At 72.2% G+C, this 14,205-nt stretch carries 12 protein-coding genes; 3 read left to right on the plus strand and 9 right to left on the minus strand.

All coding sequences use genetic code 11. The features are described from left to right. Positions 1–3: 3 nt before the first annotated feature. Both ACFYOJ_RS29305 and ACFYOJ_RS29310 read right to left on the minus strand, forming a co-directional pair. On the minus strand, positions 4–987 hold the full coding sequence (locus tag ACFYOJ_RS29305) for an iron-siderophore ABC transporter substrate-binding protein (protein WP_356556268.1): 984 nt from the start codon (positions 985–987) through the stop codon (positions 4–6). Beyond that, positions 984–1,844, minus strand: a complete 861-nt coding sequence (locus ACFYOJ_RS29310) for an ABC transporter ATP-binding protein (RefSeq protein WP_356556266.1) — start codon at positions 1,842–1,844, stop codon at positions 984–986. The genes ACFYOJ_RS29305 and ACFYOJ_RS29310 overlap by 4 nt, the downstream gene beginning before the upstream one ends. 238 nt (positions 1,845–2,082) lie before the next feature. On the opposite strand from ACFYOJ_RS29310, the gene ACFYOJ_RS29315 reads away from it, so the two are divergent. Continuing rightward, positions 2,083–2,259 (plus strand): hypothetical protein, encoded by a 177-nt coding sequence (locus ACFYOJ_RS29315; protein WP_356556264.1) that lies wholly within the window; start codon positions 2,083–2,085, stop codon positions 2,257–2,259. Between the two features lie 90 nt (positions 2,260–2,349). On the opposite strand, the gene ACFYOJ_RS29320 is transcribed toward ACFYOJ_RS29315, so the two are convergent. From ACFYOJ_RS29320 to ACFYOJ_RS29345, 6 genes are all read right to left on the minus strand, one after another. Beyond that, entirely contained in the window at positions 2,350–2,991 is a 642-nt protein-coding gene (locus ACFYOJ_RS29320) for a sugar O-acetyltransferase (RefSeq protein ID WP_356556263.1), read from the minus strand. Positions 2,992–3,082: 91 nt separating this feature from the next. Then, positions 3,083–5,122, minus strand: a complete 2,040-nt coding sequence (locus tag ACFYOJ_RS29325; RefSeq protein ID WP_356556261.1) for a glycoside hydrolase — start codon at positions 5,120–5,122, stop codon at positions 3,083–3,085. A 127-nt stretch (positions 5,123–5,249) separates the two neighbouring features. Continuing rightward, a complete protein-coding gene (locus ACFYOJ_RS29330) occupies positions 5,250–7,295 on the minus strand; it encodes a beta-galactosidase (protein ID WP_356556259.1) in 2,046 nt (681 codons plus the stop codon). Positions 7,296–7,384: 89 nt separating this feature from the next. Next, the gene (locus ACFYOJ_RS29335; protein ID WP_356556258.1) at positions 7,385–8,725 is read right to left on the minus strand and encodes an extracellular solute-binding protein; all 1,341 of its coding nucleotides are present in this window, start codon (positions 8,723–8,725) and stop codon (positions 7,385–7,387) included. A gap of 92 nt (positions 8,726–8,817) precedes the next feature. Next, complete coding sequence (locus ACFYOJ_RS29340) at positions 8,818–9,771, minus strand: carbohydrate ABC transporter permease (protein WP_356556256.1); 954 nt, start codon at positions 9,769–9,771, stop codon at positions 8,818–8,820. 7 nt (positions 9,772–9,778) lie between these two features. Continuing rightward, positions 9,779–10,702, minus strand: coding sequence for a sugar ABC transporter permease (locus ACFYOJ_RS29345; protein ID WP_356556255.1), 924 nt, complete (start codon positions 10,700–10,702; stop codon positions 9,779–9,781). 192 nt (positions 10,703–10,894) lie between these two features. On the opposite strand from ACFYOJ_RS29345, the gene ACFYOJ_RS29350 reads away from it, so the two are divergent. Together ACFYOJ_RS29350 and ACFYOJ_RS29355 are read left to right on the plus strand one after the other, a co-directional pair. Beyond that, positions 10,895–11,971: a LacI family DNA-binding transcriptional regulator gene (locus ACFYOJ_RS29350; protein WP_356556253.1), complete on the plus strand. Its 1,077-nt coding sequence runs from the start codon at positions 10,895–10,897 to the stop codon at positions 11,969–11,971. 260 nt (positions 11,972–12,231) lie between these two features. Further along, a complete protein-coding gene (locus tag ACFYOJ_RS29355) occupies positions 12,232–13,281 on the plus strand; it encodes an SDR family oxidoreductase (protein ID WP_356556251.1) in 1,050 nt (349 codons plus the stop codon). Positions 13,282–13,312: 31 nt separating this feature from the next. Here the strand turns inward: ACFYOJ_RS29355 and ACFYOJ_RS29360 are convergent, their stop codons facing one another. After that, complete coding sequence (locus ACFYOJ_RS29360; protein ID WP_356556249.1) at positions 13,313–14,116, minus strand: ribonuclease BN; 804 nt, start codon at positions 14,114–14,116, stop codon at positions 13,313–13,315. Positions 14,117–14,205 lie beyond the last annotated feature (89 nt).

Raw genomic sequence — 14,205 nt, forward strand, 5'->3', positions numbered from 1 at the left:
GCGCTACTTCGTCAGCGAGGCGACGACGGAGTCGACGTACGCGGACATGGAGGCCGGGCCGCCGAACATCCAGATGCCGTCGTCCAGCCGGTGCACGGCGCCCGCCTTCACGAACGGCAGGGACTTCCACACCGAGTTCTGGGCCAGCGCGCCGGTGAACGGGGTGGAGTTCGGGTCCTTGTCGTTGCCGATGTAGGCGAACCGGACGTCCTTCGGCAGGGCGGTCAGGCCCTCGACGTCGGTGGCGGCGACACCGTAGACCTCGTCGCCCTTCGTCTTCCAGGCGTTCTTCAGGCCGATCGCCTCGTTGACCTCGCCGATCAGCGACGTCGCCGTGTAGGGGCGGACGGAGACCTGGCCGGAGGTGACGTAGCCGTCGGTGAAGGCGATCTCCTTGCCGGCCAGCCCCGCACCGGCCAGGGCCTTCTTGCCCTCGGCGATCTTCGTCTCGAAGTCCTCGCGGACCTTCTTCGCCCGGTCCGTGGTGCCGGTGGCCTGGGCGATGAGGTCGACGTTGCCCAGCATCCGGTCGATCTGGCCGGCGCCGTCCGCGGACTTGACCTCCAGCACCGGGGCGACCGAGCGCAGCTGCTTCACGGCGGCCGGCGGCAGGTCGGTGGTGGCGATGATCAGGTCGGGGGCGAGCGCGGCGACGGTGTCCATGCTCGGCTCGCCCCGCGTGCCGATGTCCTTCGGCTCGTTCTTCAGCGGGGCGGAGGTGTCCCAGGTCTTGTAGCCCTTGACGTCGGCGACGCCGACCGGGTCGACACCGAGCGACACGAGGCTCTCGACGACGTTCCACTCGGTGGCGACGACCTTGGCGGCCGGGCCGGGGAGCTTCACCTCGGCGCCCTTGCCGTCCTTGAGGGTGATGGCCCCGGAGGCCTTCTTCTCCGTCTTGTCGGCGGCGGGCTCGGTGGTGCCGCAGGCGGCGAGGGTCAGCGCCGCGGCGGTGGTGGCGGCCGCGGTGAGCAGGAGGCGTCTCATGAGGTGGTGCCGAGCCTTTCGGTCCGTATGTGGTGGCGGCCGACCGGGCGGGTGCGCAGCAGGCCGGTGAGGGGGTCGGTGTCGACGTCGATGCGGATGCCGTAGACGGCGGTCAGCCGCTCCGGCGTCAGTACGTCCTCGGGCGGACCGTCGGCGACGATCCGGCCCGCCTCGAGGAGGGTGATCCGGTCGGCGACGGCCGCGGCCTGGTCGAGGTCGTGCAGGACGACGCCGACGGCGATGCCGTGATCGTCCGCCAGGTCGCGGATCAGGTCGAGGAGTTCGACCTGGTAGCGCAGGTCGAGGTAGGTCGTCGGCTCGTCCAGCAGCAGTACGCCGGTCTCCTGGGCGAGGCAGCTCGCGAGCCACACCCGCTGCAGCTGACCGCCGGACAGGTGGTCGGCACCGCGGTCGGCGAGGCCGTCGACCCCGGTGAGCGCGAGCGCCCGGTCGACGGCGGCCGGACCGTCCGGGTCCGGCCGGCCCCAGCGTCCGCGGTACGGATAGCGGCCGAACTCGACGACGTCCCGCACGGTCAGCCCGCCCGGCGTCGGACGGCTCTGCGTCAGCAGGGCGACGTACCGCGAGAACTCACGGGCCGTCAGCGCCAGTCCGTCGACGGTGCCGTCGATGCTGAGCGTGGCGGTGCGGGCCCGCTGGAGGCGGGCGATCGTCCGCAGCAGCGTCGACTTCCCGCTGCCGTTCGGGCCCACCAGGACGGTCACTTCACCGGGCCTGAGCCCGACCGCGGCGTCGTGCACGACATCGACGCCGTCGTACGCCACGGTCACCCCCGTGGCCGACAGCTCATGACCGCGCAGGCGCGGCGTACCGGCTGCGTCTTCACCAGATCTCACAAGCTGAAGGTTAGCCTAACCTAAGAAGTGCTGGTAGCGCCGGGCGCGTGAGACCCGGTGCCGCCCCCCGCCGCCCTGCCGCGCGCCGGGGCGGGCCCGCGGGGCCGGTGCCCGGCCCGCCCGCCGTGGCTCCGTTCCCGGCAACACGCCCCGCGTACCGCCGTGTCAGCCGCCCTGTCGGGGGCATACGCGTGACACGGCACCGGCCCGGTGCCGCCGATCCGAAGGGGGTCACACCGTGCTCGCCATCATCGCGGCGGTCCTGTTTCTCCTCGCCTGGCTGATCAACGCGGCGGAGATCTCGACCAACGACGTCTTCACCTCGACCAACGTCATGCTCATCGGCCTCGCCCTGCTGGCCCTGCACGTCGCCGGTGTCGGCGGCGGCCTGTCGGCGCGCGGCCGCCGCCGCTGAGTCTCCGTCCCCTGCCCCGGCGCCGAGGGAGTCAGGGAGCCGACGGCCCCGCCGGTCCCCGGAGCGCCTCTCCCCGCCCGGCGGACGCGCTCAGCTCCCGTCCCGGCGCAGGGTCCGGGGCGGACGGTGGCTCCACTCCCGGTCCGCGTCGGTGATCTCGCGCAGCACCCGTGCCGGGGTCCCCGCGACGACCACCATGGGCGGCACATGGGCCGTCACCACGCTGCCCGCGCCGACCACCGACCCCCGGCCGACGGTGACCCCGGGCATGATCAGCGCACCGGCCCCGATCCACACGTCGTCCTCGATGCGCACCGGCGCCGAGAACTGCGTGCCGTCCCTGCGCAGATCCGGGTGGACGGGGTGGCCGGTGGTGCTGACGGTCACGTGCGGGGCGAACATCACCCGGTCGCCGACGAGGACCTCCACGTCGTCGACGAGGGTGAGGCCGAAGTTGGCGTACACGTCGTCGCCCAGGTGCACACGGCTGCCGTAGGCCACGTGCAGCGGCGGCTCGATCCACACGCCCGTGCCGACGGAGGCCAGCATCTCCTTCAGGAGTTCCCTACGGCCCTCCTCGTCCCGGGCGGCGGTCCGGTTGTAGGCGTCGGCCAGCTCCTTGCCCCGCAGACGTTCCTCGGCCAGGCCCTCCAGGCCCGGCGCGCCGTCCGAGTAGAGCTCCCGCGCCGCCATCCTGCGGCGCACGTCGAGCTCGCGGGGGTCGATGGTCATGCCGTCTCCTTCTGTGGTCACATGCCTGGTCACGGCCCTGCCCGCACCGCCGCCGGCGGTGCGGGCAGGGCCGGTCGTGCAGGAGGAGGGGTCAGCCGGCGGACACGTCCGTCACCGTCCACCGCTGGTTGGCGCCGGAGTTGGGCGGCCACGTCGTGACCGCGGCGCCCTCGTGGGTGGCCTGGCCGCCGACCTCGAGGAGGCGCCCGGTACCGGCGTTGACCAGCGTCCAGGTGCCGTCGCCGGTGGTCGACGCGAGCCACTCGGCGGCCGCATCGGGCCGGCCCGTGTCGGGCTCGGCCACCGGGACGTCGTCGCGTACGGCCAGCCGCGTGCCGTCGCCGGGCCGGGTGAAGACGTACCGGTCGCGGACGCCGTCGCCGGGGCGGACCGCGCTCAGCCGCCACCGCTGCGCCGCCGTGCCGGTGCCGGCGCCGAGGACCAGCCCCGTGCCGTCGCCGGCGACGGTGACGGTCTTGCCGCTCTGCACACCGGTCAGCGTGTAGGTGTGGCCCTTGCGCAGGGCCGGGGCGTCCTTCGCGACGCCGGAGACGCCCTTGATCTCGAAGGAGGTCACGGACTGCGCGGGCACGGTGAAGGCGGCCGTGCGGCCGGCGACCCGGATCGGGTCCTGCTTCGCGAGCCTGCCGTCGGCGCTGGTCACGACCGGGGTGACGGTGGCCCCCCGGCTGACGTCGCGGAACTTCGACAGGTCGAGGGTGACCGTGCGCGGCGCGGTGGTGCGGTTGACGTGGACGAGCGAGGCACCCCTGCCGTCGCGGGTGACGGCGGCGGCGCTGGAGGTGTCGTCCGTCCTGATGAGCCGGTCGCCGGGCTTGATGAAGCGGGTGAAGTTGCGCGCCGTGTCGAACTTGGTGTTCGTCCGGATCGGGCAGGTCTCCAGGGTGTCCTCGGCGGTGCAGCCGAACGGGATCTGGATGCTGCCCCAGTTGCCGCCCTTCGCGGACTCGCCGCCGGGCTTCATGTTGTCGTAGTCCTCGACGGGCTGCCAGAACACCCAGGCGCGGGGCTCCAGTTCGCGCAGGTCGTCGACGATCTGCTGGGCGAGGCCGAGGCCGGGCCGCATGTCCTCGAAGTCCTGCCCGTCGCCCCAGTCGCCGCCGACCTCGCTCATCCACAGCGGCTTGTCCGCCGCCTTCGCGAGGTCGCGCACGGTGGTGCGCTGAGCGGTGCCGTAGGTGTGGACGTTCATCTGGCCGACGAGGTCGCGGTCGGCCGGGGAGTAGGCGCTCCAGTTCTTGGCGAAGGTGCTCGGGTTGGTCTCGTCCATCGCGGAGATGTCTGCCTTGACCCTTGCCTTCTTGAGCGCGGGGGCGAGGGCCCGGAGGACCTTGCGCTGCAGCTCGGGGCCCATGTGGGCCCCTTCCTGCCGGCCCCCGACGGGTTCGCCGTCCGGGCCCAGCCGTGTGCCCCAGTAGGGGGTGTTGGGCTCGTTGAACGGGTCGACGGTGTCGACCTTGATGCCCTCCGCCTTCTCCAGCCGCCTGGTCGCGCCCGCCAGGTAGGCGGCGAAGTCGTCGACCGAATCGGGCTTCAGCTGGTCGGTGGAGGAGTCGAAGCCGCCGGAGACGTAGCCGCTGACGGTCATGAACCAGGGCGGCGAGTTGCTGAAGGTCTCCCAGTGGTCGATGTCGTCCTTGATGCGCTCGACCCACCAGCGCTGGGTGGCGTCGGCGTCCTCGTTCCAGTCGGCCGGGTCGTCGGCACTCCACCAGTCGGTGTCCTTACGGGTGGTGCCCGCGGGCGCCTTCCACCAGCCCTCGACCGCGCCGCCGGCGCGCAGGTAGTCCTTGACGTCCGGCGCGTTGCCGCCGCCGATGTTGTAGCGGGCGATGTTCAGGCCGAGGCCCTCGTCGTCGAAGAGCAGCCGGGCCAGCTTCTCGCGGATCTCGGGCGGGTAGTCGCCGGTGGCGTTGGCGAACCAGACCAGACTGGTGCCCCAGCCCTCGAACTCCTCCTGCTGGTACGACGGGTCCGGCCGCACCGTGACGGAGGCGGCGGCCGTGGCGGGCTCGGCCTGCGCGGGGACAGTGAGCGAAGCGGCCCCGGTGGCCAGGGCGGTGAGCGCAGCGGCTCCGAGGAGGCGTCTGCCGCGAGTACGTCGTGCCATCGTGTGCTCCCAACGGGAAGGTGTGGTCGCTGCGGTGGCCCCTTCCGCGTGGTTCCGGGCAGGAGGGGACGGCCCCGGAGCGGGTGCGTGCCGCTCCGGGGAGACAGAGGTGGCGCGGGACGTACGCTCAGCCGGCGGGCGTGCGCAGGACGGCGACGCCCCTGGGTGCGAGGACGACGGCGCCCTCGTCGCCGGTGCCGCCCACCAGGACCTCTCCGGTGAACCCCGGGACGGTCACGGTCTCGTCGGTCCGGTTGACCAGGAACACGAACCGGCCGCCCGGACCGCGGCGCACGGTGACCTCGACCAGGCCGCGCACCTCGGCGGGCAGGTCGCTCGCCACGCCGGCCGGCTCCAGCAGCCGCGGCAGCAGCGCGGCGAGCCCGTCGGCGCCGAGCCGGGTGGAGACGTACGCGGCCGAACCGCCGCCCGCCGGCCGCCGGGTGACGGCCGGACGGCCCGCGTAAGCGCCCGTGCGATAGCGGGCGAGGACCTCGGTCCCGGGGTCGGTGACGGTGATCCGGTCGGTCCACAGGGCGCCGGTGGTCGCGTCGTCCAGCTCCACGGTCCGCCCGGCGGGCAGCGGGCCGAACTCCTCGACGCGGATGCCCAGCAGCTCCCGCAGGGCGCCCGGGTAGCCGCCGAGCCAGACGTGGTCGTGCTCGTCCACGATGCCGGAGAAGTACGTGGTGACCAGGTGCCCGCCCTGCTCGGCGTACCGGGTGAGCTCCTTGGCGAGGCCGGCGGGGACCAGGTGCAGCACCGGTGCGATCAGCACCCGGTGGCGGCTCAGGTCGGCGCCGGTGGTGACGACGTCGGCGCGGATGCCGAGGGCGAGCAGCGCGGAGTACCAGTCGAGGGCCTCCTGGTGGTAGTCCAGCAGCGAGGTGGGGTGCGAGTCCTGCTCGCTCGCCCACCAGGACTCCCAGTCGAAGAGAATGCCGACCCCGGCGGGCTCCCGCTCGCTGCCGGCGACCGGCGCGAGGGTCTTCAGTGTGTCGCCGAGCGCGGTGACCGCGCGGAACAGGTCGCTGTCGGCGCCGGCGTGCGGGACCATCGCCGAGTGGTACTTCTCGGCGCCGGCCGCCGACTGACGCCACTGGAAGAAGCAGACCGCGTCGGCGCCGTGCGCCACGTGGGTCAGCGAGTCCCGGGCCATCTCACCCGGCCGCTTCGCCAGGTTGACGGGCTGCCAGTTCACGGCGCTGGTGGAGTGCTCCATCAGGAACCAGGGCCGGCCGCCCGCGATGCCGCTGGTGAGGTTCGCCGAGAAGGACAGCTCGTCGCGGTCCTGCGGGCGCGGGACGACGTAGTGGTCGTTGGCGACGAAGTCCACCTCGCCCGCCCAGTCCGCGTAGTTCATACCCTTGATGCCCGGCATCACCATGAAGTTGGTGGTGACCGGGACGTCCGGGGTGAGTTCCCGCAGCACCTCCCGCTCGGCCCGCAGGTGGTCCTTCAGCGCGTCCGACGAGAAGCGCTTGAAGTCCAGCTGCTGCGTCGGGTTCGGGTGCGAGGCGGCGAGCCGCGGCGGCAGGATCTGCTCCCAGTCGCTGTAGCGCTGCGACCAGAAGGCCGTCCCCCAGGCGTGGTTGAGGGCGTCCAGCGTGGTGTACCGGGCGCGCAGCCAGTCCCGGAAGGCGCGGGCCGCGTCGTCCGAGTAGTCGTAGACGTTGTGGCAGCCCAGCTCGTTGTTGACGTGCCAGGCGACCAGGGCCGGGTGACCGGCGTAGCGGGCCGCCAGCTCGCGGACCAGGCGCAGGGCGTGCTCCCGGAAGACCGGCGAGGTGGGCCGCCAGTGCTGGCGTGCCCCCGGCCACAGCGTCTCCCCGCGGTCGGTGACCGGGAGGATCTCCGGGTGCGCGGTGGTCAGCCAGGGCGGCGGCGAGGCGGTGGCGGTGGCCAGGTCCACGCCGACGCCGTTCTCGTGGAGCAGGTCCATGATCTCGTCGAGCCAGGCGAAGTCCCAGGTGTCCGGCTCCGGCTGGATGCGGGCCCAGGAGAAGATGCCCACGGACACGACGTTGACGCCGGCCTCGCGCATCAGCCGTACGTCCTCCTGCCACACCTCCCGGGGCCACTGCTCGGGGTTGTAGTCGGCGCCGAAGCCGAGCCGGGGCGCGGGCGCGCCGTCCGGTCCGCTGTGCGGGCGGGACGAAAGGGTGGGGAACATGACGGTCCTTCCGGTGTGGGCGTGCGGTGCGGGGGCGGCGCGGGCGTCGAGCCGCCCCGTGCGGGCCGCCGCATCGCGTGGTGCGGTTGCTACTGCTCGACGGTGAAGCCCTGCTTGCTGCCGTACTCGGCCGAGGCCTTCTGCCAGGCCTTCAGTCCCTCGGCCAGCGTGGTGCCGGAGACGTAGGCCTTGCCGACGGTGTCGTTGAAGACCGAGTTCGCGTACGCCTGGTAGGGCAGGTACGACCAGTCGGAGGAGACGTTCCCGGCGGCCTCGGCGAAGATCTTGTTGGCCTGCTGGCCCCCGAAGTACGGGAACCTCGTCTCCTGGAACTTCGTGGACCGCAGGTCCGCGGTGGTCGCCGGGAAGGCGCCGTTCTCCAGGCGGGTCCGCACGCCCTTGCCGGCGTTGGCGTACTCCACGAAGGCGTACGCCAGCGCCTCGTTCCTGCCGAGCTCGGGCAGGGCGAGCGCGCTGCCGCCGTTCTCCGCGCCGGCCTTGTCGCCCGCCTTCCACTGCGGCAGCGGGGCGACGCGCCAGTCACCGGAGGCGTTCTTCACGCCCGACTCCAGGTTCGCGGGCATCCAGGCACCGGTCGCGAGGGTCGCGATGCTGCCGTCGCCGAGGCCCTTGTACCACTCGTCGGACCAGCTGGTGACCGGGGCGAGCAGCTTCTCGTCGATGAGCTTCTGCCAGACGCCGGTGAACTTCGCGGCGCCCGCGTCGGAGAAGTCGATCTTCACCTCGGTGCCGTTCACCGTGTAGGGACGCGAACCGGCCTGCCAGAGCATGCTGGTGGTGAAGCCGGCGTCACCGGTGTCGGCGGTGATGTACGCCTTCGGGTTCTTCCTGTGCAGGTCGCGGGCGGCGGTGAGGTACTCGTCCCAGGTGGTGGGCACCTTGATGCCGTACTTGTCGAAGACCTTCTTGTTGTAGAACAGCGCCATCGGGCCGGAGTCCATCGGCAGCGCGTAGACGCCCTCCCCGCCGGCCTTCACCCCGTTCCAGGGGCCGGGGGAGTAGCGGGCGGAGAGCTTCTCGGCACCGAAGCGCTTGAGATCGGTGAGCTGCTCGGTCAGCGCGAACTGGCCCATGGCGTAGTACTCGATCTGGGCGACGTCGGGCACGCCCTTCTTCGCCGATATCGCGTTCTGCAGCGCCGTGTACTGGTCGTTGTTGGTGCCCGCGTTGACCAGGTTCACCTTGACGCCGGGGTGCTCCTTCTCGAAGCCGGCCGCCACCTGCTCGAGCGTCGGCTCCCACGCCCAGACGGTGATGGTGCCGCCCTTCTTCAGGGCCGCCCGGACGTCCTCCTGGGAGACCGGCTTCCCGCTCGATCCACCGTCCTCGCCGCCGCAGGCGGTCACTCCCAGGGCGAGGGCGCAGACGAGACCGATGCCGCGCAGCAGGCGGCGCGAGTGCTTGTGCATGGGCGAGCTTCCACTTCTTCGTGGCCGAAACCGGCACCGTCGAGGGTCGGAGATGTGTGCGGGGGAGGGACCCGGAGCGCGGAGCGCCGGGATCACTCCTTGACGCTTCCGGCGGCGAGCCCGGACTGCCAGTACTTCTGCAGCAGCAGGAACGCGGCGATCAGCGGCAGGATCGTGAGGAGGGAACCGGTGACGACCAGGTGGAAGACGGCCTCGCCGCCCGCGGTCTGGGCCTGCTGGTTCCAGCTGTTCAGGCCCAGGGTCAGCGGATACCAGTCCGGGTCCTTGAGCATGATCAGCGGCAGGAAGTAGTTGTTCCAGGTCGCGACCATGGTGAACAGCAGGACGGTGACGATGCCGGGCGCCAGCAGCGGCAGGGCGACGCGGAAGAAGGTCCGCACCTCGCCTGCGCCGTCGATGCGCGCGGCCTCCAGCAGCTCGGTCGGGATGGCCTCACCGGCGAACACCCACATCAGATACAGACCGAACGGCGAGATCAGTGACGGGACGATCACCGCCCAGGGCGTGTCGGTGAGCCCCATCCTGCTGAACATGAGGAAGGTCGGCACCGCCAGCGCCGTACCCGGCACCGCGACCGCGCCGATGACGACGGCGAACACCGCGCGCCGTCCGGGGAAGCGGAACTTGGCGAGCGCGTAGCCGCCGAGCACCGCCAGGAAGGTCGCGCCGCCGGCGCCCAGCACCACGTACAGCACGGTGTTGAGCAGCCAGCGCGTGAACACGCCGTCGTCGTAGGTGAACGTCTGCGTGATGTTGTCCCACAGGGCGAAGTCCCCGTCGAACCACAGGCCGAAGGAGTCGGACAGGCCCTCCTGCGTCTTGGTGGCGCTGATGACCAGCCAGAGCAGCGGCACCAGGCTGTAGAGCACCACCAGGCCGGTGAGGAGGGTCAGCAGGACGCTGCGCCGGGGCCGGCCCGGGGTGTGCCGGCGGCGTGCGGCGCGCAGCCTGGGCGCGGCGCGGCGGGAGCCGCCGGAGGGCGCGGACGCGGGACGGCCGGAGACGGTGACGACAGGACCGGTCATCGCCGGATCACACTCCCTTGCGCATGCCGCGCAGCTGGACGACGTAGGCGATGACCATGGTGATCAGCCCCATGACGATGGCGACCGTCGCGGAGTAGTTGTGCTGCTGCCCGCTGAAGGAGAGCGAGTACGTGTAGGAGTTCGGCGTGTAGTCGGTGCTGATCGCGTTGGGGGCCAGCGGCTGCAGGATGTTCGGCTCGTTGAAGAGCTGGAAGCTGCCGATGATCGAGAAGATCGTCGCGATGACCAGCGCCCCGCGGATGGCCGGCAGCTTGATGGCGGTGATCACGCGGATCTGCCCGGCGCCGTCGATCTCCGCGGCCTCGTACAGCGAGTGCGGGATCACGCGCAGCGCCGCGTAGAAGATCAGCATGTTGTAGCCGACGAATTCCCAGGTCACGATGTTGCCGATGGAGGCCAGCACGAGGTCGGGGGAGAGCGGGTCGGGCAGCGGGACGCCGAGCGCGTCGTTGATGTCGCCGACCAGGCCGAAGCGGGTGCCGTACATGAAGCCCCACATCAGGGTGGCCACCACGGCGGGCACGGCGTACGGCAGGAAGACCGAGATGCGGAAGAAGTCCCGGCCGTAGAGCCGTCCGCTGTCCAGGGCCAGCGCCACCAGCAGCGAGATGCCGAGCATGACGGGCACCTGGACGGCCAGGAAGAGGGAGACCCGGCCGAGCGAGGCCCAGAACCGGTCGTCCTGGAGAGCCTGGGCGTAGTTGTCCAGGCCGACGAAGGTGGTCCCGCCGATGAGCCGGTCGCGGAAGAGGCTCAGATGGACCGAGTAGGCGATCGGCGCGAGGAAGACCAGGGCGAACACGGCCACGAAGGGGCCGAGGAACCCCCATCCCGTCCAGGAGCGGCGGTTCCCCCTGGGCGGAGGCGGTGCCGGCCGCGGCTCGGCGGCCGGCGGTTGCAGCGTCGTCATGTCGTTCCTCGCTCGTCCACGTCCTGGGAACCTGGCGATGTTTACGCAAACATCGGATGCCGCGAAAAGACGCCCCGGCTGTTATGTTTACGTAAACATCTGATGGCGGCATGTCTACACTGCCCCGATGACGACGGTCAAGGGTCTTTGCGCACCAAGGCCTGACAGCGACAGAGAGGTGGCTGACGCGGAGTGAGCACGGCTGAGGAAGTCCCGACGGGCGCACCCGCGCGGTCCCGGCGCGTCCGGGGGCGCACGGCCTCCATGGCGGACGTGGCCCGGCTGGCCGGGGTCTCCTCGCAGACCGTCTCCCGCGTCTCCAACGGCTACGCCGGGGTGACGGAGGAGACCCGGCGGCAGGTCCTGGCGGCGATGAAGGAGCTCGGCTACCGCCCCAACAGCGCCGCCCGGGCGCTCAAACGCGGCGAGTTCCGCACCATCGGCGTCATCACCTTCTCCCTGTCCACCACGGGCAACGTGCGCACCCTGGAGGCCATCGCGACCTCCGCCGCGAGCGAGGGCTACGCCGTGACGCTGCTGCCCGTCGCCGTGCCCACGCAGGACGAGGTGCGGGGCGCGTTCTCCCGGCTGGAGGAGCTCGCCGTCGACGCGGTGATCGTCATCATGGAGGTCCACCTCCTGGACGCGGCCACCGTCACCCTGCCGCCCCACGTCCAGGTCGTCGTGGTCGACTCCGACGCCGGCGACCACTACACGGTCGTCGACACCGACCAGGCCGGCGGCACCCGCGCCGCCGTCCGGCACCTGCTCGGCCTCGGCCACGACACCGTGTGGCACCTGGCCGGGCCCGAGGAGTCCTTCGCCGCCCAGCGCCGCACGGACGCCTGGCGCCGTACTCTCGCCGAGGCGGGCCGCACTCCGCCGCCCCTCGTCCGGGGCGACTGGTCCGCGGAGTCCGGCTACCGCGCCGGCCTGGAACTCGCCGTCCGTGAGGAGTGCACGGCCGTCTTCGCGGCCAACGACCAGATGGCCCTGGGCCTGCTGCGCGCCCTGCACGAACACGGCCGGCGCGTGCCCGAGGACGTCAGCGTCATCGGCTTCGACGACATCCCGGAGGCAGGCTCCTTCCTGCCGCCGCTGACCACCGTTCACCAGGACTTCGCCGAGGTGGGACGGCTGTGCGTGCGGGCCGTGCTGCGCAAGATGCGTCAGGAGGGCCCGGAGCGGGGGACGACGCTCGTACCCACCCGGCTGGTGACCCGCGCGAGCACCGCACCGCCCCCGGCGCGCGCACCGCGCCGACGCTGAGGGCGCGCATCGGGCACGGGCGGGAACGGGGCACGGGCGGCCGGACGGGCGGGCACCGCCCGGTTTACGACCCGCCGGGGAAGGCACTCCACATGTCCGAGAGACCTTCGGCATCCCCGAGAGACCTTCGTACCCGCCCAGGAGAGCTTCATGATCCACGACGCCGACGACATGCTGCGGCACCTGCCCGCGAGGAACGTCCCGCACGCGGAGCACTGCCCGGGCGGCACCACCGGGCACCTGCCCGGCCGGGGCGAGAAGTGACCGGCGCGGGGCGGTACGGGCGCGGCGGCCGGCACCGCCGGGCGGACGGCGCCGAGGTGGTGGTCGTCACCGGTGCCACCGCCGGCGTCGGCCGGGCCACGGCCCGCGCCTTCGGCGCGCGCGGCGCCGCCGTGGCGCTTCTCGCGCGCGGCGAGCACGCGCTCGAGCGGGCGGCCGAGGAGGTCAGGGAGGCCGGCGGGCGGGCACTGCCCCTGGTCGTGGACGTCTCCGACGCCGAGGCGGTGGACGCCGCCGCGACCCGGATCGAGGACGAGCTCGGCCCGATCGACGTCTGGGTCAACGCCGCCTTCACGACCGTCTTCGCACCCGTCATGGAGGTCCGGCCCGAGGAGCTGAGGCGGGCCACCGAGGTGACCTACTTCGGTTTCGTCCACGGCACCCAGGCCGCGCTGCGGCGGATGGTGCCGCGTGACCGGGGCACCATCGTGCAGGTCGGCTCGGCCCTCGCCGAGCGCAGCGTGCCGCTGCAGTCGGTGTACTGCGGGGCCAAGCACGCCATCCAGGGCTTCACCGAGTCCCTGCGCTGCGAGCTGCTGCACGACCGCAGCGGGGTGCGGGTCACCATGGTGCAGATGCCCGGCCTGAACACGCCCCAGTTCAGCTGGGTCCTCAGCCGGCTGCCCCGGCACCCGCGCCCGGTCGCCCCCGTCTACCAGCCCGAGGTCGCCGCCGAGGCCGTGCTGCACGCGGCCGGCCGGCCGGGCAGGCGCATGTACTGGGTCGGCGGCTCCACCGTCGCGACCCTCCTCGGGCAGAAGTTCGCCCCGGGCCTGCTCGACCGCTATCTGGCCCGCACCGGCTACGACTCGCAGCAGACCGACGACCCCGTCGACCCGTCCCGGCCGGTCAACCTCTACGAGCCGGTGGACGACGCCGCGGACACCGACCACGGGGCCCACGGCCTGTTCGACGAGGAGGCGCACGCGCGCAGCCTCCAGTTCTGGCTCTCCCGCCACCGCCGCCCGCTGGCGCTGGCCGCCGTGGCGGCCGGTGTCGCCGCCGCCGCGACGTCGGGGCGCCGCTGAGCCCCGGCACGCCCTGCGGCGGCGCCGGGGCTCACTCCCGTTCCCGGTCGATGGTGCGGGTCCACCAGTGGTGCTCGCAGAACCAGTGACCGACCATCGCGCCGCCGAAGACGACGAACCCCACCCCGATGAGCCACGACTCGACCACGAGCACGATGCCGACCGTGCCGTAACTGATCGTGTTGTCCAGGATCAGCGGAGTGAAGACCAGGTAGGAGAAGCCGCGCAGACCGATCAGGCCGACCATGGTGGCCAGCGCCCCCGGCAGCAGGTCGCGCCAGCGGATCTGGTTGCCCAGCAGGAAGTGCTGCCCCCACCAGAAGAACAGGACGCCGGTCGCCGTGGACAGCGCGATCCGCACCGAGCCGTGCAGGGCGGTCCGTGTCTGCACCTCCTGGTAGAGGTACGCGGTCAGCGCGATCACCCAGGTCAGCTGCCGCCAGACCCGGTGCCACGGGCCGGACGGCAGCCCCCAGATGCGCTCGTAGCCGTTCTGCACGCTCGCGGCGAAGGACACGCCGAACACGGCGAGGGCGATACCGCCCCACACGCTGGTGGTGCCGATCACCTTGGTCGGCGGGCTGATGATGTCGGTCAGCACCTTCGCGGACCGGCCGGACAGCCCCATGCCGTCGGCCAGCCAGGACGCGAAGCCGCCGCGTCCCAGCGGGTCGGCGGCGGCCACCACGATCAGCAGCGGCGCCAGCGTGACCAGGGCCAGCGTGGCGAAGCCCATGGCCCGGTGCATCAGCTCCAGGTCCCGGCCGCGCCGGACGAGGGCGGACGCGGCCAACCGGTCCCACAGGCGGACGAAGGGGCGCCGGAACCGGTCCACGGATGCTCCTCGGACGTCCATCGATGGCTCGCCGGTGCGGAACCGAGTGACCCGGCGGCGGCCCGGCAAACGTGCTCCGGGCACGCCGT

It is taken from the genome of Streptomyces sp. NPDC006384, from assembly GCF_042870695.1.
GTDB lineage: Bacteria > Actinomycetota > Actinomycetes > Streptomycetales > Streptomycetaceae > Streptomyces.

Bases quoted from the DNA above. Each gene is read 5' to 3' on its own strand.
- ACFYOJ_RS29305 (WP_356556268.1), bottom strand. From the start codon at position 987: ATGAGACGCCTCCTGCTCACCGCGGCCGCCACCACCGCCGCGGCGCTG.
- ACFYOJ_RS29320 (WP_356556263.1), bottom strand. From the start codon at position 2,991: ATGACCATCGACCCCCGCGAGCTCGACGTGCGCCGCAGGATGGCGGCG.
- ACFYOJ_RS29325 (WP_356556261.1), bottom strand. From the start codon at position 5,122: ATGGCACGACGTACTCGCGGCAGACGCCTCCTCGGAGCCGCTGCGCTC.
- ACFYOJ_RS29330 (WP_356556259.1), bottom strand. From the start codon at position 7,295: ATGTTCCCCACCCTTTCGTCCCGCCCGCACAGCGGACCGGACGGCGCG.
- ACFYOJ_RS29335 (WP_356556258.1), bottom strand. From the start codon at position 8,725: ATGCACAAGCACTCGCGCCGCCTGCTGCGCGGCATCGGTCTCGTCTGC.
- ACFYOJ_RS29340 (WP_356556256.1), bottom strand. From the start codon at position 9,771: ATGACCGGTCCTGTCGTCACCGTCTCCGGCCGTCCCGCGTCCGCGCCC.
- ACFYOJ_RS29345 (WP_356556255.1), bottom strand. From the start codon at position 10,702: ATGACGACGCTGCAACCGCCGGCCGCCGAGCCGCGGCCGGCACCGCCT.